This is a genomic window from Verrucomicrobiia bacterium, assembly GCA_035629175.1.
Lineage (GTDB): Bacteria > Verrucomicrobiota > Verrucomicrobiia > Limisphaerales > DASXHY01 > DASXHY01.
Genome location: DASPIL010000091.1, coordinates 80,355 through 107,275, shown reverse-complemented (window position 1 = coordinate 107,275; position 26,921 = coordinate 80,355). Strand labels below are relative to the sequence as shown.

Below are 26,921 nucleotides of genomic sequence, written 5' to 3'. Positions count from 1 at the left end.
AGTTGTCTCGTTTGGGTTAGTAAGTCAGTCCAGTTGAGGCTCGCTGCCGTCGAGCATCTTGACGCCATTGTGCTTGAAGTACTCGCGAGTCAAATCCTTCAGCAGCTTGCCGCGCTGGTCATAGAGCCGCTTCAACTTGCGCGGCTTGTGTTTTGCGAGCGCGTAATGCGTAAAGAGCGGCATTGCGATCGTCGTATCCGTGTAGCAAACCACGGCGTCGGGAAGCTTGGTGGGATCCACCTTGCCCCAGCTCACCGCTTCGCCCGGCGTCGCGCCAGACAGGCCGCCTGTGTCAGGCCGCGCGTCAGTCACCTGGATGAAGAAATCCTGGCCGACCTCTTTCATTCGCAGGACTTCCTGAATCTGCGGCTCGGTCTGCAGCATGAAATTCTTCGGGCTGCCGCCTCCCCAGAGCACAACGCCGCTGCGTCCACCCCCACGCTTCGCGCCGAGCACGAATGCAGTGGTTTCATTGACGTCGATCGACGGATTCACCCGCAGCTTGTTGCCGCGCAATTCCACGCCGGCGAAGTTCATGCCAATCGTCGAATCACCAGGTGAACTGGTGTAGCACGGCACGCCCGCACGATACGCCGCAGCAAGGACCGACACGTCCTTGAGTTTGTGCTTCCGCTCCCATTCCGCGCAGTAGCGTCCGATCAGATAATGCAGCTCCGCGGTGCCCATCTCCTTCTGAAACTCCGGCTTTATCAGGAGTTCGCGCAGCAAATCGTCCGTCGCCATGAGGCCGTCGGAATACGGGATCACGACGTCATAGATGCGCACCAAATCATTGTCGCGGAGGTCCGTGTCGTCGAATTTGAAGCTGCCCGAATGGACCGGGTAATTGAGCGCAAAGTGCATGTCGTGGTAGAGATTCGCGCCGGTCGACACGATCCAGTCCACGAAACCCGCCTTGATCAGCGGGATGATGCTGGAGCAGCCGAGGCCCGCGGGCGTCAATGCGCCGGAGATGCTCATGCCGATCGTGACATCCTGGTCGAGCATCCGATTCGCGAAGAGCTGGCAGGCTTCCTTGAGACGTGCCGAGTTGTAGGCCAGGAACGTCTCATCAATGATGTAGGCGAGCTTCTCCTTGCCGTTGATGTTCTTCGGCATGATCCGCTTGCCCGACATGTATTTCTTTTTATGCGGGCAATGTTTGTCCTTCATCCAATCCGGCATGTCCGCGACCGCTTCGCGATTGGAAATTTTTTGACGTTCAGTTCTGGCCATAATGAATTCCTGTTCTTAAAAACGTGCTGTTCACAATACGAAAGGAACAAGCGAAGCCAACAAAGAAATTGCGGCGTTGCGTCGCAGATGACACGAGAAATGATTCCCTTCAACTCAGAGTGGAGGAGGGCGAGAATACACGAGCAGTGTCACGACGAGCCGGCCTGGCATCGGTGGAATCGCGACGCTTGACCGTTGCGCCCGCGGTCTCTATTACATTGCAGCGTATGCCGACTTACGAATACGTCTGCGAAAAGTGCGGACACGAATTCGAAAAATTTCAAAGCATGGCGGAGAAGCCACTGGCAATTTGCCCGGAAGACCTGTGCGCAAAGAAAAAATGGGGCCGCGGGAAGGTCACGAAAAAAATCAGCGCCGGGGCCGGACTTATCTTCAAGGGCAGCGGTTTCTACATCACGGATTATCGCAGCGAAGGTTACAAGGAAGCTGCGAAGAAGGACGCCGCCGCGACCGCGCCGGCTCCTGCCAAGGACTCCAAACCCGGCGCAGAAACGAAGGCGGCGGCTCCCGCGAAAACCGAGAAGAAGCCCAAGGCTTCCAAGCCCGACTGAACTCCTGACGTGAAAACGCTGTGCGCCATCGCTTTCGGACTGCTGGTCACCCAAGCGCCGGCGCAGCCTCGTCCGGAACTCGCGACGGCTCGCAGCGTCTCAGGCCAGTTTGTCGCGTATCCCGGCGCAAGCGGTTACACGTCGCGCTACTACAGGGGCGATGACACATCCATTCCGCTCGCCCCCGCGGTGCAGGTTATTGCGGCCGAACGCATCAAGCAGGCGGCGTGGCGCCAATTCGATCTTCAGGGATCCGCGCGCGGCAAAATTTTTCTCCGTGCACGCCCCGCCCGCTCCCCGTACGAGCAGCCGACGATTATTGTGGAGCGCTCGCTTGGCAGCTGGGCCTATCGAATTGATCTGCCGGACGCGGTCACTTCGCATGTGTTTGTCCGCACCCTGGTGCATGCCTGCCTGCTGGAGATCGCAAACCGCGATGCGCACCACCATGCCGCCGAACTTCCGCTTTGGCTGGCGGAAGGCATTGCGCAGGAAATTCTCGCCACGGAAAAACTGGATTACCTGATGCCGTCCGCGCGCGGCCGCGAAAACGGATTGATCCTGAACCGCCTCATCGTCAATGAGCGGCGCGCGGATCCATCAGCCCGCGCACGCTATGTATTGCATCGAAAGGCGCCGCTCACCTTCGAACAACTCAGCTGGCCGGGGCGCGAGCAATTAGTCGAGCCTGAGATCGAGGTTTTCCGGGCGAGCGCGCAAATGTTCGTTCGCCAGCTGATGCAATTGAAAGACGGCCGCGCGTGCCTGCGCAACAGTCTTGCGCGGCTGGGGAATCATCGTAACTGGCAATTCGCCTTTCTCTCGGGCTTCAGTCCTCATTTCAAAACCCAGCTGGACGTGGAGAAATGGTGGGCGCTCCAGGTTGTTGGATTCACGGGACGCGACCTTGCGCAAACCTTCACTTGGGAGGCGAGCTGGGAGAAGCTCGACAACATCGTGCAGGCGCCTGTGGAAGTCCGATCGCGTCCGCAGGAGATGCCGCGGCGTTCCCAGATCCCGCTGCAGGTGGTCGTCCGCGATTGGGACGGATTGAACCAGCGAACCGCGTTGCAGCAAAAACTCCAGCAACTCGAACTGCTGCGGCCCCGGGTGTCGCAGGAGCTGATCGGAGTGGTCGATGACTACCGATCCTTGCTCGCGGCCTATCTGTCGGAGCAGAACTTCTCGGGATCGTTCTTTGGCTTGCGCAAGCGGAGCGGTCCAATCCGCAACCGGGTTTCGGATTCGATGATCCGCGAGCTCAACTCGCTGGATGCACGGCGACTCGCGCTGAAGCCGGCCGCCGCGGCGGATTCCGATCCACCTGCTCTATCTGCGCTGCAGCCTTAGGCGTGCTCATTCGGGCACGACTCATTCACGCTTCGACGCCCCAATCGACCAGGCGAATGTACTCCTTGACCTTGCGGCGTTCGTAACGGTGTTTTTGTTCCTTGTGCGGCCGGTCCACCACATGCGGAAAAGGGTGTTGTGCAGTGCGGATGGTTTCAGCGATTACATCAAGAGACTTTCTCATAGGCTTTATTCAGTTCGTGTTTTGCAATCAACACCCCTCTCGCATCAGCGATGCCAATGGCTTTGAGGGAATTCAGAAGGGCGCAAAGCGATGCTGTTCAACGGGTTCATCGCGGGGTAAAGCGCCTCGCTGCGAGGTTTTCACCATTTGCCGGAAGGGAATTCCCTGAGCGTTTTTGCGCACGTTGCGCAATCCCGGCCCGTCAGAAATTCGCATGCCCGGCTGGCTAAAGCGCTCCGGGTGAACCACCTCCCGGGATGCACGGTGCGCGGGAGTTCCCCTCGCTTGACAGGAGGGGCTTCAAATCTATAGTGCGCTAACCATAACTAGAAAATGCACAGCGCAACTCCACGGGAGAGCGGCGAGGAGCCGCCCGCAGGTCGAAGTTTCGAATCGTTAAAAGAGTTCAAATCAGCCGGAAAAGGATTCTGGGAAGACGTTCCGGACACGGAATGGAATGACTGGCGCTGGCAGTTGAAGAACCGCATCACCACGCTGCAGCAACTGCAGATGCTGATGCCCACGCTGACGCCCGAGGAACACGCCGGCACGCAGCTCGCCAATCACAAGCTCGCGCTGGCAATCACCCCTTACTTTTTCAATCTGATTGATCCCGCAGATGAACATTGCCCGATTCGGCGCCAGGTCGTTCCGCGCCTCGAGGAAACCGCCACGGCGCCGTGGGAAATGAGCGATCCGTGTGGCGAGGATTCGCACTCGCCCGTTCCCGGGCTTGTTCATCGCTACCCCGATCGCGTGCTGTTTCTCGTGACCGATCGTTGCGCGGCGTATTGCCGTTACTGCACTCGTTCACGCCTGGTGAGCAACGCCGCGGGATATGATTTTCATCCCGAATTCAACCGCCAGATCGCATACATTCGCGAGCACCCGGAAATCCGCGATGTGCTGCTGAGCGGTGGCGATCCGTTGCTCTTGAGTGATGACAAACTCGAACACCTTCTCAGCCAGTTGCGGGCCATTCCGCACGTTGAGTTCCTGAGGATCGGGACGCGCATTCCCATCTTTCTTCCGCAACGCATCACGCCCGCGTTGTGCGCCATGCTGAAGAAATATCATCCCTTGTTCATGAGCGTGCATTCCAATCATCCGCGCGAGCTCACCACAGAAGTGCGTGAAGCACTCGGCCGGCTGGCGGATGCGGGCATTCCGCTCGGGAACCAAACCGTCCTGTTGCGGCATGTGAATGACGATGCGAATCTCATGAAGGCGCATGTGCAAAAATTGCTGATGTGCCGCGTGCGACCCTATTACATCTACCAGTGCGATCTAATTGCGGGCTCAGCACATCTCCGAACAAGCGTTCGCAAGGGCCTCGAGATCATGGAGCAATTGCGCGGGCACACGACGGGTTACGCTGTTCCCACCTATGTCATCGACGCTCCTGGCGGCGGCGGCAAAGTGCCCGTCAGTCCGGAATACGTGCTTAGCCGCAATGCCGACCGTGTCGTGATTCGCAATTACGAGGGCAAGGTGTTCGAGTATCCCGAAGCTGCCGACGGAACGCCGCTGTTCCGGCCGGAACGCGTCAACGAAGCGGAACTCGTCTGAGGTCTGTCACTGCGCCAGGCAATAACCCACAAGGACCGCGGCGTTCACGCCGCTTCAGCGTGCGCGAACCGGCAGGGCAATCATTCCAAACGATCCAAAGCGGCCATTGAAGCACCCTGAAGGTTGGGCTGCGGCCGCTGCCAGGATGCGCCCGCCCCTTGGCGGAACAGCGGATTGCGCTTGCGGAGATCGCATCAGTCGGCTTCTACTGCGGCCGACATGACCATCAAGAAGGAACTTGCCGCTTTGTCCGTTGGTGCCCTTCTGATTCTGAACGGGTGCGATAAGAATTCGAATTCGGAATCCGTTAGTCCGCCCGCGAAGGAATCTGAATCCACGGCGACGAAGCTCAAGGCAGCGGCCTCCGGCGCTGCATCCGAACTCAAGGCGACGGCACAGCAGGCAACTGCGGACGCGCGCGCAACCGCGGGCCGCATTCAGGCACAAGTCACACAAACCGCCAGCAACTCCATAGCAGCCGCAGGTCCGGCCATCGCCGCTTTCAAGGACGAGACCGAGCAGTTGATCGAAAAGGCGCGCCTGATGGTCAAGGACCAGCGCTGGGAAGACGCTGTCAAAAACCTGAAGGAACTTTCCCGTCTCAACTTGTCTCCCGAGCAGAAGCAGGCGGTTGAGGATCTCAAGCGTCAGGTGCAATCGTTGTCGAACCAGGCCGTCACAAATGCCTCGTCAGCGATCAATCAATTGTTCAGAAAATAACCCGGCAATGACACGGCTGATAAGGTTCAAGGCCGTTTGCCGCGTTTAGTGATCCAAAAGCAACCATGAAATACAAATCCATGCTCCCCTGCTTCGCGGCTGCCGTAGCTGCTGCGACATCCACCCAACCCGCCATTGCCCAGGCCCCCGCCGATGATCCCACGGCCTGGAAGAGCAGCGCTGCGTTTGGGCTCACGATGACACGCGGCAACAGCGAAACCGTGATGGGTACCCTCAATCTTTCCACGGGAAAGAAATGGGACCAGCACGAGATCAGTCTCGGGGCCGATGCTGCCTACGGGACGACGGAAATCGACGGCGAGGAAGAGACGACTGCCAGTTCCGCGCGCGCGTTCGGCCAATACAATCACCTCTTCAATGAGCGTCTGTATGGCTATGGCCGTCTCGAAGCGCTCCATGATGACGTTGCAAACGTGGATTATCGCATCACGCTCAGCCCTGGGGCCGGCTATTACCTGATCAAGGAAGATCGCATGGACCTTAGCGTTGAAGCCGGCCCGAGCTACGTGCTCGAACGGCTCGATGGTGAAGAGGACAATTACCTCGCTCTCCGCCTGGCTGAGAAATTCAACTTCAAGATCAACGACCGCGCCCGAATCTGGCAGTCGGTGGAGTTCCTGCCCCAGGTCGACGACTTCGACAACTTCCTCCTGAATGCCGAGATAGGGATCGAAGCCGACCTGACGGAAAGCTTCAGCCTGCGCAGTTTCATCCAGGACACTTACGACAACGAACCTGCTCCCGGCCGGGATGAGAACGACCTGAAATGGGTCACCGCAATTGCGTATAAATTCTGATCTCCACGCACTCACGGGAGCTCGAGAAAGGGCAGCCATGCTGAACATCAACAAAGCGCGGCCAACGCACGTCTGGCGTTTTTTTCGGGCGGGCGGTTTCGACCAGGTCAGGCTCGACAGTGGCGCAGACCTGATGCGCCTCGATGAGCTGGACCAAAAGCTTTGGGTCGCCCTGGCGAGCCCCGCGAGTGGACTGGAATTTGATCCGAAAACGCTCGCCCTCGTTGACGCTGACAAGGACGGACGGATCCGGGCGCCAGAATTGATAGCCGCTGTGAAGTGGGCGGGCGGGTTGCTCAAGAATCCGGATGTACTCGTCAAAGGCGGCGACTCTGTTCCGCTGGATGCCATCAGCACAGCCACGCCCGAAGGGGAAAAGCTGCTCGCATCGGCGCGACAAATTAACGAGAACCTTGGCAATGCGCAGTCGCCGACAATCGCCCTGGCGGACGCCTCAGACGCGACACGCATCTTCGCGAACACGACGTTCAATGGTGATGGCGTAATCATTGCGGAATCAGCGCCAGAGGGACCGCTGCGAAAGGTGATTGCGGAAATCCAGGAATGTTGCGGAACGGTTGCCGATCGTTCTGGGAAACCGGGAATCGACCAGGCCCACATCGATCAGTTCTTCGCAGCATGCGCGGCCTTCGATGGATGGACGAAGCAAGGCGACACCGACAGCGCAGCCCTGCTGCCCTTGGGCGGCGCCACCCCGGCTGCGAGCGCTTCGGTGAAGGCAGTGAAGGGCAAGGTGGACGATTACTTTGGGCGGGCGCGGCTGGCTGCGTTTGATGCGCGCTCCTTGCCTGCGTTAAATCGACGTGAAGAAGATTACGCAGCGTTTGCGGGGGCAGACTTGAGCCTCAATGCTTCTGAAGCGGCGGGTTTCCCGCTTGCACACGTTGCCCCGGGCAAACCCCTCTCCCTCACGACAGGAATCAATCCCGCCCACGCTGCCGCCATGGCAACGTTCAAAGCAAGCGCTGTTCAGCCGTTGCTCGGTGACAAGTCAGAATTGACCGAGGCCGACTGGCTTGCACTGCAGGCAAAGCTCGCGCGCTACGATGAATGGCAGGCGGCAAAGGCTGGTGCCATTGTCGAAAAACTGGGAATCGCTCGCGTCCGGGAAATTCTCGGCAGCGATGCGCAGCAGCGGCTGGGCGAAGTGATTGCGCAGGACAAGGCCCTGGAGCCTCAAGCCTCATCCATCGCGAACGTTGAGAAGCTCGCCCGTTATGTGCGCGACCTTCATCGGCTGTGCGAGAACTTCGTCAACTTCCGGGACTTCTACGACGCTGACGGCCGCGCCGCGATTTTCCAATGTGGTGTTCTCTACCTCGACCAGCGTGCCTGCGCATTGTGCATCGCTGTTGAAGATGCCGCCAAACACGCGCTTATGGCCGGCCTTGCAGGCGCCTATCTGGCGTATTGCGACTGCGTGCGGAAAGCCACAGGTGAAAAGCGCTCGATTGTGGCCATCGTGTCGAATGGCGATTCGGATAATCTCATGGTCGGCCGCAACGGATTATTCTACGACCGCAAAGGCCGCGACTGGGACGCGACCATCACGAAAATCGTCGATAATCCCATCAGCCTGCGCCAGGCGTTTTGGTCGCCATACAAGAAGCTCGTCCGCCTTATCGAGGAACAGGTGGCCAAGCGCGCCGCCGCCGCGGACGCCAAGGCGAACGAGAAGCTCGCGTCGGCGGCAAGTGCAACGGCAAATCTCGACAAGACTGGACCTGCGCCGAAAAAGGTGGATGTCGGAACGGTTGCTGCGATCAGCGTGGCAATCGCTGGGATTGGAGCTTTAATCACCTCGCTGCTTGGGTATGCGACTGGGATTTTCATGCTCCCATTCTGGAAGCTGTGCCTCGTCGTGACAGGGTTGGTGCTGCTCATTTCAACGCCGTCCATGATCATCGCCTGGCTGAAGCTCCGAAAACGGAATCTCGGCCCGATTCTCGATGCAAACGGCTGGGCAGTAAACGCCAAGGCGCGATTGAACGTGCCGTTCGGAGCTTCACTGACGCAGGTGGCGGCGCTCCCGGAGGGCGCGGCGATCGCGACCGACCGCTTCGGCGACGCGCCTACCAGCTGGCCGAAGATTGTGCTGACGCTCGTTGCCATCGCGTTCGTACTCAGCCTTTTGAACCACTTCACCTTGCTGGACATGATCGTCCATAAGGCCACAGGCCGGCACTATCCGCGGATCCTGAAACAAGCCGCCTACACACCAGCCACAATCGCGCCGACCAACTCGGTGCCTGCAGAGTCTGGCGTTTCAACCGATCTTCCCGCCGCAAGCAATTGAGGCAAAGACCAAGAGGCTTCATGGGAACGACGCGAAGGCCGCGAAAGTCGGGAACGGCAAACGGCATTGAACAGGAGCAAGCAGAGGTAGCAGAGAGAGGAGTGGGATTTTGTTCTTCTAACCCGTGTTCATCCTTGGTTAACAACTCTGCCGTTAATTCGCGACAATTCGTGAAATTCGCGTAAGACCGTGTGGCCTTAGGTATCCGTTGCAACCCGCGGTCAAATTCGTCTTTGGCTTGCGTGGAAGAATGGGCTTTTTGTTTCGTGTGATTCGTGTTTTTCGTGGTCATGCAACTCTTTCGCCGTTGATTTGTGTTCCTCCGTGTCCATCCGTGGTTAAGGTTCCTCTCTTCCATTCCCGTAATTCGCGCAAACCGTTTTACCGCTTCCCGTTTCGGCTGCGGCTCTGCCGCGCTGTCTGTTTCGCTGTGGTGCCATCGCTTGCCCGAATGCAAAGCCCGCCGTACAGTTGCCGCCATGCCGCGCGAATCACTTCAGGCGAAAATTGAGCGAACGGGAAAAATCATTTCCCGCTTGCAATCCGCCTACCCCGATGCGCATTGCGAACTGAATTTTTCGAATCCGCTGGAATTGCTGATCGCGACCATCCTTTCCGCGCAATGCACAGACAAGCGCGTGAACATCGTCACAGCCGGCTTGTTCAAGAAGTACCGGTCGGCCGCTGATTTTGCCTCCGCAGACCTAGGCACGCTCGAGCAGGACATCAAGAGCACGGGCTTTTACCGCAACAAGGCAAGGAGCATCAAGGCGTGCTGCCAGGCGATCGTGAGTCAGCACGGCGGCGAGGTTCCGCGCACGATGGAAAGTCTCGTCGAACTCGGCGGTGTCGGCCGCAAGACCGCGAATGTTGTTCTCGGCAACGCCTTCAACACACCCGTGGGCGTGGTCGTGGACACGCACGTCGGACGTCTCTCACTGCGTCTGGGCCTTACGCGTGAAACCGATCCAGTGAAGGTCGAGTCGGCTTTGATGCAACTCGTTCCGGAAGTCCATTGGACATTGTTCAGTCACCTCCTCATCTGGCACGGACGCCGGCGTTGTTACGCGCGAAAGCCCGATTGCCCCAACTGCGAGGTGCTGGCGTTGTGTCCGCGAATCGGCGTGACGGATCCGCTGCTGACGACTGCCAGGAAGAAGGGCGCCGAGTGAACCGCTGGCTGCTTCTCAAGCCGGGGCTTTGCGAGTCCGCTTTCAATATGGCGCTCGATGAGACGTTGTTGGTTTCCGCACCGAACCTGGGCGCGCCAGTTCTCAGATTTTACGGCTGGATCGAACCCGCAGCGACGTTTGGCTACTTTCAAAAGTATTCCGAAGTCTCAGCGACAACGATGCTGCGCCCGCTGATTCGGCGACCAACGGGCGGCGGCATTGTGCCGCACGATGCGGACTGGACGTATAGTGCGGCAGTTCCCCCGGGGCACGCATGGTATGAACTGAAGGCCATTGAAAGTTACCAACGCATTCACGCGTGGATCGTGGATGCATTCAGCGTCCTCGGCGTCAAAACCGAGTTGGCGCCCTGCTGTCGAAAGTCGGCGCCCGGGCAATGTTTCGCCGGCCACGAACAATTCGATGTTCTCTGGAACGGCCGCAAGATCGCAGGCGCAGCGCAGCGACGCACGCGCGACGGCCTGCTGATCCAGGGCTCTGTGCAACCGCCGCCTGTGTCGCTCATGCGTGCGGATTGGGAGCGGGCGATGCTCGACGTGGCGGCGAAACACCACGGGATCGATTGGCACGAATGCGGACTGGATGACACGCTGACCGCAACGGCCGCTCAGCTCGCCGCCAGCAAGTATTCGCAATCAAGTTACAACGAAAAGCGGTGACATGATGGGTGTTGCCATCGGCGTTCGCGACGACGCGGAATTCTTTTGACGCGCAGGCTGATCTTCACAAGGATTCCCGCATGCTTCAGGGAACAGGGAAAGCAAGGGGAGGGATCGTTCTTACCATCATTATCTTCTTCACATGTCATCAGTTGCTGCATGGTGGCGTCCTGTTGAACGAGGAGTTTTCGTACCCCGACGCCGCGCTCACGGCAGCCTCTGCCATTTGGCAGACACATAGCGGAGCTCCAGGCCAGGCTGTGGTCAGTTCAGGCAGGCTCGTGTTGAACGGGTTCAACACCGAAGACGTCAACGCCGCGCTCGCGGGTGGGCCGTTCGCGAGTGGCGACTCGACGAATCGTTTCTACAGCAGCTTTCGTTTGCGGGTCACAGCCCCGCCAGGGTCGGCGGGCGGTTACGTTGCGCATTTCAAAGGCAACTCCGCGACGGCGATATGCGGGCGCATCTGGATTTTCTCGCCAGCTGCAAGCCCCGGAAAAATTCGAATCGGCCTCTCCTCCGCCAGCGGTTCCGCTCCTGCCGCCGTATGGCCTTTTGAGCTGAATCTGAACGCGGATTACGTGGTCGTGACGCGCCTCGTGAACAGCAATGCGGCGACGAAGCTCTGGATCGATCCCATCTCCGAAGCGGATTTTCACGTTGTCGTGTCGGAACCAGCGGACTCGTTCAACGTAGCTGCGTATGCATTCCGGCAGGCGGCGGGGATTGGTTCGATCGAGATCGACGACCTGCGTGTTGGAACACGATTCATCGACGTTCTGCCAGCCGCACCCAATCTATACGCGCCTCTCGTGCTGGATGGGCCAGCCAATCAGCTCGTCCTGCAGGGAAGCCCCACAGTCCTTGAAGTGCGTGCGCAGGCGGATCCGCCGCCGTCGTTCCAATGGTTTCGAGACGGCTTTCTGCTCGCGGGAGCCCAAGGATCCACCCTCACTCTTCCACGAGCGGAGTTCGCGGATTCGGGGTTCTACCACGTTCAGGTCAGCAATGTCATCGACGCGGCGTTCACCGCGCCCGTTTCGTTGAACGTGCGTGTCGCCGCACCCGCTGCGTTCTCACTGCTGAACTATAATCTTCATGGAAACGGCGTGTTGAACTGGACGACGAACTCGCCACAGGTGCGCGCGATTGGGAGGATCGTTCAATTCTTGAACCCCGACATTCTCGCGCTGCAGGAGATTCCGGTGACCAACAACGGCACTGCGCAGATGGAACATTTTGTTAAGGCTTTCCGCGCTGGATTTCACCTGGCTACGAACTCAAGTGACGATGGATCGATCCGCAGCGCCATCATCAGCCGGTATCCGATCCTCGCGGCGCGCAGCTGGCTGCACGGCGCCAGTCTTGAACCGTATGGTGTTCCGAACGAGACCTTGAAGCGCGACCTGTTTGAGGCCGAGATTGCCGTGCCGGGATTGCCTGAACCGTTGCACGTATTCACAGTCCACTTGAAGTCGGGCCAGGACACTGCCGCAGCGCGACAGCGCACAGGTGAGACCGCTGCGATATCGAATTTCTTCGCAACCACGTTCAGGGCCACGCACCCGATGGCTCCCTATGTTCTGACGGGTGATTTCAATGAAGACTTGATGCGGCCGCCACCGAGCCGGCTGGGATCGGTCGAACGGCTCGTCAACCCGGGCACTGGATTGCACCTGACCACGCCACTTGAAATTTCGGGCGGGAGTGAACTGACGTTCAGCACGCAATCGCCGAACGGCTTCACGCGACGCTACGATTACATTCTGCCGTCCAGCCTGCTATGGTCGAACGTGGTGAGCAGCGAACTATTTCGTTCCGACGTTTTGGATGTCCTGCCACAGAATCTCTATTGGACCGACAGCCGCGTTGCATCGGACCATTTGCCAGTGCTGATCCGCTTTGCAAATCCATTCAGGCGGCAACCGTTCCTGAGAATCACACGAACCAGGATTGGCATTGACCTCAGCTTCTCGTCAGTGCCCGGCCAGCGGTATCACGTCGAACAATCTGCGAATCTGGTGAATTGGAATATGGTATCGGAAGTCACGGCGGAACAGGTGGAAACAACCATGCCGGTTCATCCACAGGAGTCATCCGGTTTTCTTCGTGTGGGCATCGGACCGCAGTAGCTGTGGGACGGGACCGAACGCCGCTCCGAAAAAGAGGTTCAACCACGAAATACACTAATCACACGAAATAAAAAGACGGCTTCAATCAGCGGTTTCGGGCGGAGAGGTGAAAGATTCAAACCCGATAACCTTCCTCTCTTCAATCGCGAAAATTTGCGTAATTCGCCTAAACCCCTTTTCCCTCTTTTCCGTTTTTGTTGCGGCTCTGACACGCTGTGTGATTCGTGGTCTTCACTTGGGCGGGGTGGCAGTTTTATCTTTCGCCACCCGCTCAATTTCGTTTCATTGGCGGCTCATGAAGCAGTTCGCCACCATTACGGTGATCGGCCGCGACAAGACGGGGGTCATCGCACGCGTCACCAGTTTTCTCTTCGAACAGCATGCCAACATTGAAGCGCTTGAGGAGCAGGTGACGCGGGGGCAATTCAGCATGACACTCCAGGCATCCTGGAAGGAGGAGCAACTCGACGCCCAAACCCTCCAGAGCGGATTGGCCGACCTCGCGAAGGTGCTGCAGATGGAAATTCGAATGCGCCTGACCAATCCATCGCGGCGCCAGCGCATGGCCATTCTCGTCACCCGTGAGCCGCATTGCCTCGAGGCGCTCCTCCGCGCGGTGCGGCAGGGTCGATTGAATCGCGCAGAACCTGTCATCGTGATCAGCAATCGCCCGGACTTGGAACCCATCGCGCGCGAGCACAAGCTGCCGTTTGTGTTGATTCCATGGAACGAACGCGCGGACGCCGAGGCGCACCTGCTGCGGCTGCTCGACGAGAACGAAATCGATTTCCTGGTCCTCGCCCGCTTCATGAAAATCCTTTCGCCCAACGTCGCGTGGCGATTCAAAAACAAGATCATCAACATTCATCCATCTCTCCTCCCAAGCTTCCCAGGCGCGCAAGCGTATCGGCAGGCCTACGAGCATGGCGTGAAGATCGCGGGAGTGACCGCTCATTTCGTCAGCATGCACCTGGATGAAGGCCCAATCATCGCGCAGGGCAGCTTCCGTGTGCATCCCGAATGGACGTTGAAGGAGATCGTCGCAGCAGGCCAGAAGCTCGAATCAGAGATTCTGCTGAAGGCCGTGCGGCTCTATCTGACGAAACGCCTCGATGTTTATTGGGGCGTGGTCAGGGAAGTTTGAAGGCCATTTAAATCCTGCGCCGCTTTCGCCACGCAACCGGATCGCGAGCCGGCGTCGCGCCGCGCAGACCTCCGAGTCTGCTGTATCGCCCTTCCTCCGCAGCAGCCTGCTGCGGAGGGTGGACCGGGTGGGAGACCTGCGCTACGCCGCTTTGCGCTTTCCGGTTTTCCCTTTGCCCCGTATATAACGTGGCGCATGACCACACCCGTCCGAAGTGAACCTTCGTCGCCTAAAGCGGCGCGCACGTTCAAGAAGTTGATGGCTGCCAACCGCAGCGAAATCGCCATCCGAATTTTCCGCGCAGGGACTGAGTTGAACCTCCGAACCGTTGCGATCTACGCCGCCGAAGATCGATTTTGCCTCCATCGCTTCAAAGCCGATGAAGCTTATCTCGTTGGCTCAGGCAAGGGGCCGGTTGCGGCGTACCTCGACATTGAAGGCATCGTTGCTGTTGCAAAGGAGAAGGGCATCGATGCGATCCATCCAGGATACGGTTTTCTTTCCGAGAACCCGGACTTTGCCCGCGCATGCGCGAAAGCTGGAATCGCCTTCGTCGGTCCGCGCCCTGAACTCCTCGAGATGATGGGCGACAAAACCGCAGCGCGCGCGCTGGCCCGGAAGATCAATGTTCCCGTCCTTCCCGGTGTTGAAACGGCCATCACAGAACGGGATGCAGCGTTGAAGGCGGCGAAGGAAATCGGCTTCCCGCTGATCATCAAGGCCGCGTTTGGCGGCGGCGGGCGCGGCATGCGCGTCGTGCACAAGGCGTCGGATCTCGCGAGCCTGCTGGAGGAGGCGCGTTCGGAAGCGGAGCGCGCGTTCGGGAATCCGTCGGTGTTTCTGGAGAAATACATTCCCCGAGCCAAGCACATTGAAGTGCAGATTCTCGGCGATCAACACGGCAACGTCATTCATCTGCACGAGCGCGATTGTTCCGTGCAGCGCCGCCACCAAAAGGTCGTGGAAGTGGCGCCGAGCTTTGGGTTGCCCCGCAGTGTGATCAAGGAGCTCTGCGATGCTGCCGCGCGCATTGCGCGGGAAATTCGATACGACAACGCGGGAACGATCGAGTTTCTATACGACCTCGACAACCACGAATGGTTTTTCATCGAGATGAACCCGCGCATCCAGGTTGAGCACACCGTCACGGAAGTCATCACGGGCCTCGACCTCGTTCGCGCCCAGATCCTGATTGCCGAAGGTTATCCTTTGCACGGGCCTGAAGTGAACATGCCGTTGCAACCCGACATTCCCCGCAACGGTTACGCCATCCAATGCCGCGTCACCACCGAGGATCCTGAGAACCGATTCATGCCCGATTACGGAAAGATCCTCGCGTATCGCTCCCCGGGCGGCTTTGGCATTCGGCTCGATGGCGGGATGGGTTACGGCGGCGCCATCATCACGCCCTTTTACGATTCCATGCTGGTGAAGGTGATTGCGAGCGCGCACACATACGAAACCGCAATGCACCGCATGCACCGGGCGCTTTCGGAATTCCGCATCCGCGGGGTGAAGACAAACATTCCTTTCCTGGAAAACGTAATTCATCACGAGCAGTTCCGCAGCGGGCAGGCAACGACGACGATGATCGACACGTCGCCTGAGCTGTTTCATTTCCGGACCCGCCGCGACCGCGCGACCAAGCTCCTGAACTTCCTGGGCAATGTGATCGTCAATGGCAATCCGCACGCCAAGGGTTACACGCCGGACAAACCGCCTGTTCCGGCAACGCCTGTGGCATTCGACCACAAGGCGCCGCCGCCTGCGGGAACGCGCGACCTTCTGTTGAAGCTGGGGGCCAAGGGGTTTGCCGAATGGGCGCGCAAGCAGCGGCGCCTGCTGGTCACCGACACCACCATGCGCGATGCGCATCAATCGCTGATGGCGACCCGCGTCCGCACGCATGACATGCTGGCGGTGGGCGACGCTGTGGCGCGCCGCGCGCCCGGGTTGTTCTCGCTCGAAATGTGGGGAGGCGCGACTTTCGACACCACGATGCGGTTCCTGAATGAGGATCCATGGGAACGCCTGCGCCAGTTGCGCGCGCGTATTCCGAACATTTGTTTTCAAATGTTGTTCCGCGGCTCAAACGCAGTCGGCTATTCGAATTACCCGGAGAATGTCGTCGCGGGCTTTGTGAAACACGCTGCCGCCTCAGGCATCGACATCTTCCGCATCTTCGACTCCCTCAATTACACGCCCAACCTGCGCGTGGCAATGGACGCGGTGCAGGAGACGCACGCCGTGTGCGAAGCGGCCATCTGTTACACGGGCGATATTCTCGACGCGCGGCGCAGCAAGTATTCGCTGAAATATTATGTGAAGCTTGCGAAGGAGCTGGAGAAGATGGGCGCGCACATTCTCGCAATCAAGGATATGGCCGGCCTCTGCCGCCCTTACGCTGCGTATCAGCTGGTGAAGGCCCTGAAGGAAGAGATTGGCATTCCGATCCATTTTCATACGCACGACACCGCCGGCGTGCAGGCCGCCGCCATCCTGGAGGCGTGCGACGCCAACGTCGACATCGTCGACCTTGCCATGGGATCGATGTCGGGTTCGACGAGCCAGCCCAATCTCAACTCCATTGTCGCGGCGCTCGAACACACTCGCCGCGATACGGGACTGGACATCGCGGCGCTCGGCGAATTTTCTGATTACTGGGAACGCGTGCGCGAATATTATCATCCGTTCGACACCGCGCCCAAGACGGGGAGTGCCGAGGTCTACCTGCACGAAATGCCCGGCGGCCAGTATACAAATCTCAAGGAACAGGCCAACAGCATGGGCGTTGCGCATCGCTGGCCCGAGATCGCGCGCACGTACGCGGAGGTGAACCAACTTTTTGGCGACATCGTCAAAGTGACGCCAAGCAGCAAGGTCGTGGGCGACATGGCGCTGTTTCTGTTCAGTCGCGGCATCCGGCCTGCGGACGTCGTGAACCTCGAGCCGGGCTCGCAGAGCTTTCCTGAATCGGTCGTGGATATGATGAGCGGCGGGATCGGCTGGCCTGACGGGGGATGGCCCGCGGAGGTGCAGCGCGTCGTTCTCGGCGAAAAACGCGCGGCACAGGCGCAAAAGGACTATCGGAAGGGGGTTGTGCCCGGCGCAGTCGCCACCCCGGCCAACCTGGAGAAGCTTCGCCGTGAGCTCTCCGAGACGTTGAAGCGGGAGGCCACGGACGACGACCTTTACTCGCACCTCATGTATCCGCAGGTCTTTGCGGGGTTCATCAAACATCGCCGCGAATTCAGCGACGTCAGCGTGCTGCCAACGCCTGCATTCTTTTACGGGTTGCGATTGCGCGAAGAGATCACGTTTGAGATTGAAGAAGGCAAGACGCTGATCGTGCGGCTGGTGAACGTAAGCGAGCCCGACAAGGACGGCCGCCGCACGGTGACGTATGAGTTGAACGGCATGACACGCGAGGCGTTCATCGCGGACAAAAAGATCATCCCGCAGGCCAAGTCCCGTCCGAAGGCAGACGTCGCGGATCCGCTTCAGGCCGCCGCTCCAATCCCGGGCCTGATCGCTGCGATCTCCGTGACGGTGGGTGCGAAGGTTGCCAAGGGAGACAAGCTGCTGATGATGGAAGCGATGAAGATGCAGACGACCGTTTACGCGTCGGCAGACGGGATTGTGGACGCGATCAACGTGCAGGTGGGCGACACCGTCGAGAGCAAGGATCTGCTGTTGCGATTGAAGGCTCGTTGACGACGCCAAAGAGATCACCTGGATTATCTCCGTTCGTTGCGAATGGTTCTGCACGGGAACTGAGCGCAGTTGAAGAACGTCTCCCCACAGGGATGTACTTATTGAATGGGAGGCGCTTCGGCGAGGAGAGCTTTCAAATCGAGTGCGCGCGTGAACATCGCCAGACCGCCATCGGAAGTGCGCGGCCACTGGGACTCAGGCCGGTCCCAATATAATTCGACGCCGTTCTGGTCGGGATCGCGCAAGTAAAGCGCCTCGCTGACACCATGGTCGCTGGCGCCATCCAGTGAAATTCCGGCGGCCAGCAATCTCCTCAGAGCGTCGCCAAGTGCCGTGCGGGTCGGATAGAGGATCGCCAGGTGAAACAGGCCCGTGGCTCCGGCAGGCGGCGGTGAACCGCCCAGGCTTTCCCACGTGTTCAAGCCGATGTGGTGATGGTAGCCCCCCGCGGAAATGAACGCCGCGCCTGAACCGTAGCGCTGGGTTAATTGGAATCCGAGGACGCCGCGGTAAAAGCCCAGCGCACGCTCAAGGTCCGCAACCTTCAAGTGCACGTGGCCAATCCTGACCTTCGGGTCGATGTGAGATTCACTCATTTGTCACAACCTGATGGCGGCTCCTGGAACTTGCGAGCTGTTTAACGCACCCTCCGATCTGCGGCGAGCCTCAATCCTGATACTGCCCCAAGCCACAATGCAGAGGATCGTGGCCTTTAGGCCGCTTCAGCCTGCGCGAAGCGCGTCCCAATGCGTCTAGAGAGACATTCCCTTTTGATGCGCACGGGGGGAGCTGAGGATTTCCAGGGCACGCAACGTCGCCGCGCCGCGGGTTTCCACGCCAGCCTTCTCAAAAATTTCCGCAACGTGCTTCTTCACCGTCGATTCCGTATTGCCAAGGATCTGGCCAATCTCCGCATTGGTTTTTCCCTGCGCCAGCCAGAGCAGCACCTCGGCGGCGCGCGGCGTCAGGCCGAACGCTTCCTCCAACGGCGAGGATGACTTGAAGTTGGGATTGAAGACAGGACGCGATTGCTGATCGGCGCGGGCGAGGCGCGTTCGGATGGCCTCGAGCAATTCCACCTTCGGCACAGGCTTCGTGAGATAATCATCAGCACCCAGATTCATTCCCGCCCGCACGTCGGGTTTCTCGCCCTTGGCGGTGAGGAAGATGAATGGAATCGCAACCGTCTGCGCATTCTCGCGCAGCGCCTGGAGCACGCCGTATCCATCCAGCTCGGGCATCATGACATCGCACAGGATCAGGTCCGGATTCTGACTCGCGGCCAGCTCGATCCCCACGCGCCCGTTTTCCGCCGGGATCGGATGAAACTGCTCGAGGCGGAGGATCGTGGCGAGGTTGCGCCGCATTTCCGGTTCGTCTTCAATCACAAGGATTCGCTTCATGAAAGTAATGGCTCCATTGATCAGCTCAGGGTTGCGGACGTCTGATTACTTCAGTGTCGCCGCGGCGGGGGAGAGCGGTCGCCCGAAAGACCGGCAACCGAACAGTGACCTCAGTTCCCTCGCCGACCTTGCTCCATAGTCGAATCGTTCCCCCATGCAATTCCACGCACCGCTTGACGATTACCAGCCCAAGGCCCGTGCCGGGGCGCTGGCCAACGTTATCGCCACGATGAAACGCGTTGAACAGGCATTCCTGGTCGGCTGGCGGAATGCCGATTCCGTGATCGCGAATGACGCAGATGAGATCCTGGCCTTCAGCAAAAACATCCAGCCGCACAGGCTGGCCAGGTTCGGAATACTTGGTCGCGTTGCTGATCAGGTTCGTCAGGATGTGGCGGGCCAGGCTCTCGTCGAGCAACGCAGTTTCGGAAGTTTCGGCGAGGTTGAGAACGATGGGACACCGGCGGTCGGTGGATGACAGCGCTTCATCGACAAGGCGAACAAAGAACTTCCTGAGGTCAATCGTTTCGGGACTGAAATCCATCCGACCCGCGTCCAGGCGGCTCAGCACAAGCACTTCCTCCATCATGTCGCCCATGCGCCGCGCATTGCGCGAGACACTGTCGAGGTGACTGCGGCGTTCGTCGGGATCGAGGCGATCCAGGTAATCAGCAAGGATTTCCGCTGATGACATGATGATGCCCAGCGGAGTTCGAAACTCGTGCGAGACCATCGATACAAAATTGCTTTTCAACTGGCCCAATTCCTTTTCGCGGGCGACGACCTTGTGCAACTCGGCCTCAGAATTTTTTCGCTGGGTGATGTCCTCAACGATGGACCACAGCTGCGTGCGCCCGTCAGGGGACGTGGCTGCCATGCCATTGAGTACTACCGGAACGCGATGACCGTCCTTGTGAAAGTATTCCTTCTCGTGCGGTCCAAACCGGCCCGTCCGCCGCAGGGAGTCCAGGACCGCAAGTTCCGCCTCCTCGTATTCACGGGGGGTGACCTCCCAATAGCTGAGCTTTTGAAGTTCCGCCTGTGAGTAGCCGATGATGTTTTCGAAGGCCTTGTTGACCTGCACGAACGTTCCGTCCCATTCGACCTGCGCCATGCCGAGCGGGGAAAGTTCATAGAGCTGCTTGAACTTTTCCTCCGATTTCCGCAAGGCTTCCTCCGCAGCTTTGCGTTCGGAGATGTCATTGATCACCGCCTGGATCAAGGGCTTGCCGCCCATCTCGATGCGCGTGAGGATCACATCGACAGGAACAGGCTGGCCTCCGCTCGTGAGGCTGACCCATTCGAACCTCGCCGTTCCCTTTTCCATGCACTCGCTGATGTGACGCGACGCCGCGACGAGCGAATCCTCACCGTTGGGCTGCCTTGCGGGAGACAAATCAGCGGGGTGCTTGCCGATGATCTCCGCGGCGCTGTTGTAGCCCATGATGCGCACTGCGGCGGGATTAACGTCGTGAAACTTTTGGGCGTCGTGGATCATTACGCCCTGGCTCGTGGCTTCGAACAGCGCCCGATGCTTTTGTTCCGAATCGCGCAAAGCCTGTTCCGCGCGTTTGCGTTCGGTCGTATCCGTGATGCTTCCCCGCACCAGCCTCCGGCCTTCGGCCGGAAGACGCACGAGGCGCACTTCACACGGAATCAGCCGCCCATGCGTGCCGCGGTGAATCCATTCGAAAACGGGAACCTCACCCGCCAGCGCCCGCTCGATGTATTCCCGGGAAAGGTCCGCTGATCGACGGCCGTTCGGCTGGAATTCCGGACTGACATCCGCGGGATGCAACTTCAAGAGTTCCTCCCGGTTCAAGCCGAGCAGTCGCGCCGCGTTTTCATTGCAGTTCAGGAAATCGCCGCTGGCTCCGTCAAACACCACGATCGCCTCGGGAGCGTGCTCGACCAAAGTTCGCATCTGCGCTTCGCTCTGGGCGAGTTCGGAGGTGCGTTCGGCAATGCGCTGTTCGAGCATGACGTTCCATTGCCGGATCGATTCCTCCGCCTGTTTGCGTTCGGTGATGTCCTCATGCACGCATACAACCTCGAGCAGTTGTCCGAGTTCGTCGCGAATGGGAAACAACGTCGCGCCAATCCAGCGCGTGCGCGGTCCCCCACTTGGCGGCGTGGGCAATTCAAAAGGAACGGCGGGAACGTGCACCACCTCGCCGGAAAACGCGCGGCGAATCAGCGGCGCCGCCTCGCTGCCGGATAGTTGCGGATCAGTCAGGAGGTTGAATTGCGCCGCTTGCTCACGCGTCATTCCGAACAACTTTTCCCAGCCGGGATTCACGCGGCGCGTCCATCCGTCAGGGGCGAAAATCTGCACGCTGAACGGGGCTTGTTCGAATACCATGCGCCAGCGTTCCTCGGACGCCCGCAACGCTGCTTCGGCGCGCTTTCGTTCTGTGATTTCGCGCGCAGCAGACAACAGCAATGGGCGTTCGCCGATTGGGATCGGCGTCAAAACGATTTCCACTGGGACAGACGAGCCGTCGAAGCGGTTGATGACCCAATCAAAGCGATGGCTCCCTTTCTCCAGGGCGAGCCCCACCATTTCCTTCGCCTTTTCGATGGACCGCGTTCCGTCCGGCTGGAATTCCGGAGAGATCGTTCCGGGACCCAGTTCAAGCATCGCAGCCTTGCTGGGCGCGCCGGCAATTCGGATGCTTGCGGAGTTCACATCGACGAACCGCCCAGATTGCGGATCCACCAATGTGAACGCGTCAGTGCTGCGCTCGAACATCAACCGGAACATCGACTGATTATCCGGGGGCGCCGGGAACGAGGCACTGGTCCTTTCGTTCCAGTCGGTTTTGGCGTCGGATGAATGCATGTCAATCAACGTGCAGTGTAATCCGGAGGGGGGAACCACGGTCGAGCCCGAATCTTGCATTTTCATGTAAGAAACGCCCCGCAGCTGTTTCTCATATTCAGAAACACGTGAATACCAACGATCAGCAACAACGGTTCGCCGAATGGATCCACGATTACAGCGGGGTGCTTTACCGCGTGGTCAACGGGTTTGCCGATGGCGACGACCGCAATGACCTCCTGCAGGAGGTGCTGCTGGCGGTTTGGAAATCGATCCCTGCATTCCGCGGCCAGGCGAAGGCGAGCACGTATCTCTACCGGGTGTGCCACAACACGGCGTTGCTGTGGACCCGCTCCCGGAAAAGTTATCGCCTTCGGCTTGAGCAGCTCACTGCGTTTGCGCCCACGGCCCACAGCCCGGAAGGCGGTTCGCTCACCCAGGAACGACTGGCCGCGCTGTATGCCGAGATCCGCCGGCTGAAACCCGCGGACCGCTCGCTGATTCTCCTGGCACTCGATGGCCTGAGCTATCGGGACATGGCGGAGGTGCTTGGACTTTCGGAGAGCAATGTGGGGGTCAAACTCAACCGCATCAAAACACAACTCGGTCAAACATTGAAAGACAAAGACTATGAACCTCGATGAAATGCAACACGCCTGGAACGACCCGGCCAACAACATCGGAACCCAACAGCAGCAGCAACTTGCCGAGCGGTTCACCCTGCAGATGCGCCGTCGTCGCAGATTCCAGATCGCCTGGCTGGTGAATACTTTTGTCGCGCTGTCGGCGATCACCGTCCTCGCGCTCTGGTCGATTGGCACCTATCGCACCGATGCTGCCCGTGAGTGGGCTTTGTTTCCGCTGCTCGCAGTGCCGTGGACGTTCGCGGTTGTTTTCCTGCGACGTTTTCTGCGTGCGAACCGCGGATCAGGCAACGGAGAGCTGTCCGTGCTCGAGACGTTGGGGCAGGCGCTCGAGTCAAACCGAAGGACGCAGAGCAATCTTCGGCTCGTGGGTTTGCTATACGTGATCTCGGTTCCGATTCTGGTGCTCACGATGCGGCAGCTGCAAGCGGTCGGAAAGGTCTCGGACCGGGAACTCGCCTCTATGTCATTGTTCTTCGGTGCAACACTCGGAATCAGCGCGCTCGTGGTTGCAGTGCGGTATTTTCTGCGGGTGCGCCCGCAGCAGGAACAGTTGAGCACCTTGATCGCCGAGCTCTCCTCCCGATAGCTCTGATCGCAGGAAGTTGAGTTTGGCTTCAGCGGGACTGTTGTATCGACACTGGAATTGTTGCGTCTCCGCGCAATTCCAGGTCAAGCGTCCCGCCCGCAGCGATGGTCTTCCACGGAACGCTCCAACCGTCCAGGAGCGTTCCGTTCGCACGAATCGCCTTCACAAAGGCTTCGCGATTGGACGCGCCCTGCGCCCGGATCTTGAATGTCTTGCCCGCGTGATAACGGGGATGTAGTTGAACTTCGATTTCGTCGAACAGGGGTGCTCCAACCTGCATGACAGGCTCTCCTGTCGCGCCGCCCTGGACGTCGAACAATCCAATCCCAGCCAGCACAAACCAGGCGCCGAGCTGGCCCTGGTCTTCGTCCTGCCCGTAGCCATAGCCATGCACGACATTCGTGCCGTAGAACACATCACAGATGCGGCGCACCCAGTGCTGGGTTTGCTCGGGTTGTCCTGCGTAGTTGAAGAGCCACGCAATGTGCAGGCTGGGCTGGTTGCCCTGGTTGTAAACGTTCTCAAGTCCTGAGAAGGCGTCGATCTTCTTGCCGCCGCCGAACTCAGTTTTCTCCGCCTGCGCGAAGACATCCGCAAGCCGGTGACGAAACGTTTCAACGCCCATTTTCGACATCAACCCCGCGGGATCGTGCGGCACGTAGAACGTGTATTGCCACGCGTTGCCTTCCTGGAATCCGCTCCAGGGTTTACGCGCATCGAAGTCAGGGATGAACTGCCCTTCCGGGTTCTTCGGCCGGATGAACCCCGTTTCCGTGTCGTAGAGATTCTCCCATCCGCGCGAGTAGCGCATGAGGGAAGCCTGCTCGTTGGTCCTGCCGAGGGCCCGGGCGAACTCTGCAGCCGCATAGGCCGAAAACGAATACTCGAGCGTATGGGATGCTGAATACAGGGACCCGTCAGCAGTGGATCCGCTGAATGCGGGAACTTTCCGCATCAAGGGCACATAGCCGCGATCGATGAATGTCTTCACATCCGCCTTGCCCACGCCCACAGGCCGGTTCTGCCAGCCCATCTCATTCTTCAAAACAGCTTCGAACGCCTGCGGCACGTTGTAATCGCGAATGCCCCAATGATAAGCGCTGCTGACCACAAGCCCCATGAAATCAGTTCCAACCCCCGACACAAATTTTCCAGCCGCGACCGAATCGGGCAGCCAGCCGCAATCGCGATACATGTCGAGATGGCAGCGCACGAACTCGCTGAAGTAATCGGGGTAAGCAAGCGCCCACACCTGGGTGAGATTCCAGAAAGCGCCCCAGACTGCATCGCTATTGTAATGGTGGTATTGGGGAACACCTGATTCATCGAGAGGTATCTGGCCTATCGCGTCATCGTTTCGGCGGTAAGTGCCATTCACGTCGCTGGCCAGGCCGCGTCCGAGCAGTGCGTGATACAGCCCAGTGTAAAACTTCACCCGATCCACTTCGCGCCCGCCTGACACGCGGATGCGTCCCAGCATTTCGCTCCACTTGGATTGCGCCTGCGCGCGCGCGGCATTGAAGTCGAGAGCAGCGGCTTCCTTTTCCATGTTCAACCGGGCATTGGCAACACTTGTGTAGGACATCCCGAGCTTCACCTCGACGGCTTCGTTCTCGGAGGTTTCGAAATCGAGGGACAATCCGCATCCGGCGCCCTGAATGGCTGAGTGCCCGGCGAACTGCTGTTGGGAACGAAACGCCGTGACGCGGTTCGGCGTTTTACTGAGTCGCGCCACAAAATACATCCTGACTGAAGCTCCCGGTTGATAAGCCTTCACGTAAACAGGCAGCGTGTTCACAAATCCTTCCACCTCGCGCTCACCGACCCGTTGAACAAAGGCATCAAGCACTGCGCCGCCTTCTCCTTGTCGATTTCCAACATCGAGGATGACGTGAGCGTCCGAAGATTTCGGAAACGTGAATCGATGAAACGCGACGCGTGGGGTGGCGGTTAATTCCGCGCGAACACCGTAATCCTTCAGCAGCACGGAATAGTAACCCGGCTCCGCTCGCTGGTCCTGTTTGTCAAAACGCGATCGGTATCCCGACTCCGGATCCTCGAGCTTTCCGGGGATCGTCTGCAACTTCCCCGTGGTCGCCATGAGAGCGACCCCGCCGATCTGAAATTCCCGAAAGCTGACGAAGCTCTCGATCGATTCGTGCCGGCTGTCGTAACCCACCGCGTCCCAGCCATGCACGTTGCCGAGGTGTGCGTCAGTGCAGGGACCTGGTTTGGCCATTCCGAACGGCATCGCGCCAGGCGTGAAGAAGAACCAGCGGCAATGGGTGGTGCCAATCGTGGGATCGACGGATTGAAGCGGCGTTTTTTCAGCGGCGAAACTGCTGAGAGCCGCAATGGACAACAGGCCAGCGATGATGTTTCTCATGACAATTCGAAGAAGCGCATTAATACGCGGCAGTGCCCTGCTCGAAGGGATCGCCGAAACGTTGCTTCTGCGCCGCAAGCTCGCGCTCGAGTTTCTGGCGCAATTCAGCATAAGCCGGGTCCCCAGCGAGGTTTCTCGTTTCGTAGGGATCAGCCTTGAGATCGAACAACTCCGTCCAGACTTTGCGGTCGGGATACTGGATTAGCTTCGCCGCCGGCGTCCGCACCGCGATCATTGCGGGGGTGGCCGGGAGGTTGCGTTCGAACAAGTACGCGAACATGAACGCCTGCCGCCAGTTCGACGCATCTCCGCGCAGGAGCGGCATCCAGCTCGCGCCTTGCATTTGCTCGGGAACCCGCACACCCGCCAAATCCAGGAATGTGGGCGCGAGATCAAGATTGAGGACCATTTCGTCAATCACCTTCGCCCGCATTCCCGACCGCGGGTATCGCATCAGGAGGGGGATTCTCATGCTTTCCTCGTACGCCGCGCGTTTGTCTCCGAGCCCGTGATCTCCGAGAAAATATCCGTTGTCACTCGCGAAAACGACCACCGTGTCCTCTGCAATTCCGAGCGTGTCGAGTTCATTCAACAAACGCCCGACGTTGTCATCCACAGCGGAGATGGCACGGAAGTAATCCAGCAGGTATGGGTCGGACCCGTGGCTGTCAGTATCGGTCTCCACCGGTTTTCCGATCTCCTCGCCTTTATACGCCCGCTGCCCCTTTCCGTAGGACGGTGCCGCCTTCAGGTTCATCGCTGGCTTGACGGATTCGCCAACGAACCGCTCCCGTGCCCGCACGGGAGGCTGCCGTGGCGTGTGCGGCGTCTTGAACCCGAGCATCATCATCCACGGCTGATGCCGATTCGTTCGCAGGTAATCCAGGGCAAAGTCCGTGGAGGCATCGTCCACCCAATTGGTCACCCTCGTCTCGGCGCCATTCACGAGGAAGCGTCCGCCAAAATATTCACCCTGACTGACATAGCTGACCACGTGTGCGAAGCCAGGCCGGTTCGGCTGGTAAGCCATGTGATACTTCCCGATATACGCCGTGTGATAACCGGCTTCGCGGAGAAGCACCGCCTGGTTCATCGCGTTGGATGGAAAGTGGGTGCTGTTATCCACGATACCGTTGCGATGCCCGTATTGCCCCGAAAGGAACGAGGCACGGCTTGGCGAACACAGTGAATGAACGACAAACGCGTTGCGGAATCGAACCCCTTCCTTCGCGAGGCGGTCGAGGTTGGGCGTCTTGAACCACGGCCACCTCGCATTGCTGCCCTGCTCCTCCTGCACGACACCCAATGCGTCGAAGCGTTGGTCGTCCGTGATGATGAAAAGAAGATTCGGACGGCGCTGCGCTGCGCTGCTGGCGCACACAAATGCCGCCAGCATTCCCAACGTCAGCAGCACGAATGCGCAGCTTCGCATCGAATTCCTGCAACGAGCCAGTCTTCGTTTGTTCATAC

Annotated in this window: 20 protein-coding genes; 13 read left to right on the top strand and 7 right to left on the bottom strand. The window is 59.1% G+C overall.

The features are described from left to right. Positions 1-24 precede the first annotated feature (24 nt). Complete coding sequence (gene speY, locus VEH04_15830; GenBank protein ID HYG24248.1) at positions 25-1,236, bottom strand: deoxyhypusine synthase; 1,212 nt, start codon at positions 1,234-1,236, stop codon at positions 25-27. A 227-nt stretch (positions 1,237-1,463) separates the two neighbouring features. On the opposite strand from speY, the gene VEH04_15825 reads away from it, so the two are divergent. Both VEH04_15825 and VEH04_15820 read left to right on the top strand, forming a co-directional pair. After that, positions 1,464-1,808 carry a zinc ribbon domain-containing protein gene (locus VEH04_15825; protein HYG24247.1) on the top strand — a complete coding sequence of 115 codons (345 nt, stop codon included), beginning with the start codon at positions 1,464-1,466 and terminating at the stop codon, positions 1,806-1,808. Between the two features lie 9 nt (positions 1,809-1,817). Then, on the top strand, positions 1,818-3,158 hold the full coding sequence (locus tag VEH04_15820; protein HYG24246.1) for a hypothetical protein: 1,341 nt from the start codon (positions 1,818-1,820) through the stop codon (positions 3,156-3,158). Between the two features lie 25 nt (positions 3,159-3,183). Here the strand turns inward: VEH04_15820 and VEH04_15815 are convergent, their stop codons facing one another. Then, entirely contained in the window at positions 3,184-3,342 is a 159-nt protein-coding gene (locus tag VEH04_15815) for a hypothetical protein (protein HYG24245.1), read from the bottom strand. Between the two features lie 333 nt (positions 3,343-3,675). On the opposite strand from VEH04_15815, the gene VEH04_15810 reads away from it, so the two are divergent. The 9 genes from VEH04_15810 to VEH04_15770 all read left to right on the top strand — a co-directional run bounded on the left by VEH04_15810 (position 3,676) and on the right by VEH04_15770 (position 17,608). Further along, complete coding sequence (locus VEH04_15810; protein ID HYG24244.1) at positions 3,676-4,911, top strand: KamA family radical SAM protein; 1,236 nt, start codon at positions 3,676-3,678, stop codon at positions 4,909-4,911. Between the two features lie 219 nt (positions 4,912-5,130). Further along, the gene (locus tag VEH04_15805; GenBank protein ID HYG24243.1) at positions 5,131-5,631 is read left to right on the top strand and encodes a hypothetical protein; all 501 of its coding nucleotides are present in this window, start codon (positions 5,131-5,133) and stop codon (positions 5,629-5,631) included. A 65-nt stretch (positions 5,632-5,696) separates the two neighbouring features. After that, a complete protein-coding gene (locus VEH04_15800) occupies positions 5,697-6,449 on the top strand; it encodes a DUF481 domain-containing protein (GenBank protein HYG24242.1) in 753 nt (250 codons plus the stop codon). Between the two features lie 37 nt (positions 6,450-6,486). Continuing rightward, positions 6,487-8,766, top strand: coding sequence for a hypothetical protein (locus VEH04_15795; protein HYG24241.1), 2,280 nt, complete (start codon positions 6,487-6,489; stop codon positions 8,764-8,766). A 479-nt stretch (positions 8,767-9,245) separates the two neighbouring features. Continuing rightward, on the top strand, positions 9,246-9,938 hold the full coding sequence (gene nth, locus VEH04_15790; protein HYG24240.1) for an endonuclease III: 693 nt from the start codon (positions 9,246-9,248) through the stop codon (positions 9,936-9,938). Then, a complete protein-coding gene (locus VEH04_15785; GenBank protein ID HYG24239.1) occupies positions 9,935-10,618 on the top strand; it encodes a hypothetical protein in 684 nt (227 codons plus the stop codon). The genes nth and VEH04_15785 overlap by 4 nt, the downstream gene beginning before the upstream one ends. Before the next feature lie 80 nt (positions 10,619-10,698). Next, on the top strand, positions 10,699-12,750 hold the full coding sequence (locus tag VEH04_15780) for an endonuclease/exonuclease/phosphatase family protein (GenBank protein ID HYG24238.1): 2,052 nt from the start codon (positions 10,699-10,701) through the stop codon (positions 12,748-12,750). Positions 12,751-13,045: 295 nt separating this feature from the next. Continuing rightward, positions 13,046-13,894, top strand: coding sequence for a formyltetrahydrofolate deformylase (locus tag VEH04_15775; GenBank protein HYG24237.1), 849 nt, complete (start codon positions 13,046-13,048; stop codon positions 13,892-13,894). A 195-nt stretch (positions 13,895-14,089) separates the two neighbouring features. Further along, complete coding sequence (locus VEH04_15770; GenBank protein ID HYG24236.1) at positions 14,090-17,608, top strand: pyruvate carboxylase; 3,519 nt, start codon at positions 14,090-14,092, stop codon at positions 17,606-17,608. 98 nt (positions 17,609-17,706) lie between these two features. Here VEH04_15770 and VEH04_15765 read toward each other — a convergent pair whose 3' ends face one another. The 3 genes from VEH04_15765 to VEH04_15755 all read right to left on the bottom strand — a co-directional run bounded on the left by VEH04_15765 (position 17,707) and on the right by VEH04_15755 (position 21,853). Next, positions 17,707-18,204 (bottom strand): VOC family protein, encoded by a 498-nt coding sequence (locus VEH04_15765; GenBank protein ID HYG24235.1) that lies wholly within the window; start codon positions 18,202-18,204, stop codon positions 17,707-17,709. Positions 18,205-18,360: 156 nt separating this feature from the next. Next, positions 18,361-19,011 carry a response regulator transcription factor gene (locus VEH04_15760; GenBank protein HYG24234.1) on the bottom strand — a complete coding sequence of 217 codons (651 nt, stop codon included), beginning with the start codon at positions 19,009-19,011 and terminating at the stop codon, positions 18,361-18,363. Between the two features lie 25 nt (positions 19,012-19,036). After that, positions 19,037-21,853 (bottom strand): PAS domain S-box protein, encoded by a 2,817-nt coding sequence (locus VEH04_15755; protein ID HYG24233.1) that lies wholly within the window; start codon positions 21,851-21,853, stop codon positions 19,037-19,039. Positions 21,854-21,960: 107 nt separating this feature from the next. Here VEH04_15755 and VEH04_15750 point away from each other — a divergent pair, with 107 nt between their 5' ends. Then, the gene (locus VEH04_15750) at positions 21,961-22,476 is read left to right on the top strand and encodes a sigma-70 family RNA polymerase sigma factor (GenBank protein ID HYG24232.1); all 516 of its coding nucleotides are present in this window, start codon (positions 21,961-21,963) and stop codon (positions 22,474-22,476) included. Next, complete coding sequence (locus VEH04_15745; GenBank protein ID HYG24231.1) at positions 22,463-23,065, top strand: hypothetical protein; 603 nt, start codon at positions 22,463-22,465, stop codon at positions 23,063-23,065. The genes VEH04_15750 and VEH04_15745 overlap by 14 nt, the downstream gene beginning before the upstream one ends. Before the next feature lie 28 nt (positions 23,066-23,093). Here VEH04_15745 and VEH04_15740 read toward each other — a convergent pair whose 3' ends face one another. Together VEH04_15740 and VEH04_15735 are read right to left on the bottom strand one after the other, a co-directional pair. Then, complete coding sequence (locus VEH04_15740) at positions 23,094-25,451, bottom strand: GH92 family glycosyl hydrolase (protein HYG24230.1); 2,358 nt, start codon at positions 25,449-25,451, stop codon at positions 23,094-23,096. Positions 25,452-25,470: 19 nt separating this feature from the next. Further along, complete coding sequence (locus VEH04_15735; protein HYG24229.1) at positions 25,471-26,919, bottom strand: sulfatase; 1,449 nt, start codon at positions 26,917-26,919, stop codon at positions 25,471-25,473. Between the last annotated feature and the right edge of the window lie 2 nt (positions 26,920-26,921).

Bases quoted from the DNA above. Each gene is read 5' to 3' on its own strand.
- speY (HYG24248.1), bottom strand. From the start codon at position 1,236: ATGGCCAGAACTGAACGTCAAAAAATTTCCAATCGCGAAGCGGTCGCG.
- VEH04_15825 (HYG24247.1), top strand. From the start codon at position 1,464: ATGCCGACTTACGAATACGTCTGCGAAAAGTGCGGACACGAATTCGAA.
- VEH04_15815 (HYG24245.1), bottom strand. From the start codon at position 3,342: ATGAGAAAGTCTCTTGATGTAATCGCTGAAACCATCCGCACTGCACAA.
- VEH04_15810 (HYG24244.1), top strand. From the start codon at position 3,676: ATGCACAGCGCAACTCCACGGGAGAGCGGCGAGGAGCCGCCCGCAGGT.
- VEH04_15805 (HYG24243.1), top strand. From the start codon at position 5,131: ATGACCATCAAGAAGGAACTTGCCGCTTTGTCCGTTGGTGCCCTTCTG.
- VEH04_15800 (HYG24242.1), top strand. From the start codon at position 5,697: ATGAAATACAAATCCATGCTCCCCTGCTTCGCGGCTGCCGTAGCTGCT.
- VEH04_15795 (HYG24241.1), top strand. From the start codon at position 6,487: ATGCTGAACATCAACAAAGCGCGGCCAACGCACGTCTGGCGTTTTTTT.
- nth (HYG24240.1), top strand. From the start codon at position 9,246: ATGCCGCGCGAATCACTTCAGGCGAAAATTGAGCGAACGGGAAAAATC.
- VEH04_15780 (HYG24238.1), top strand. From the start codon at position 10,699: ATGCTTCAGGGAACAGGGAAAGCAAGGGGAGGGATCGTTCTTACCATC.
- VEH04_15775 (HYG24237.1), top strand. From the start codon at position 13,046: ATGAAGCAGTTCGCCACCATTACGGTGATCGGCCGCGACAAGACGGGG.
- VEH04_15770 (HYG24236.1), top strand. From the start codon at position 14,090: ATGACCACACCCGTCCGAAGTGAACCTTCGTCGCCTAAAGCGGCGCGC.
- VEH04_15765 (HYG24235.1), bottom strand. From the start codon at position 18,204: ATGAGTGAATCTCACATCGACCCGAAGGTCAGGATTGGCCACGTGCAC.
- VEH04_15760 (HYG24234.1), bottom strand. From the start codon at position 19,011: ATGAAGCGAATCCTTGTGATTGAAGACGAACCGGAAATGCGGCGCAAC.
- VEH04_15755 (HYG24233.1), bottom strand. From the start codon at position 21,853: ATGCATTCATCCGACGCCAAAACCGACTGGAACGAAAGGACCAGTGCC.
- VEH04_15745 (HYG24231.1), top strand. From the start codon at position 22,463: ATGAACCTCGATGAAATGCAACACGCCTGGAACGACCCGGCCAACAAC.
- VEH04_15740 (HYG24230.1), bottom strand. From the start codon at position 25,451: ATGAGAAACATCATCGCTGGCCTGTTGTCCATTGCGGCTCTCAGCAGT.
- VEH04_15735 (HYG24229.1), bottom strand. From the start codon at position 26,919: ATGAACAAACGAAGACTGGCTCGTTGCAGGAATTCGATGCGAAGCTGC.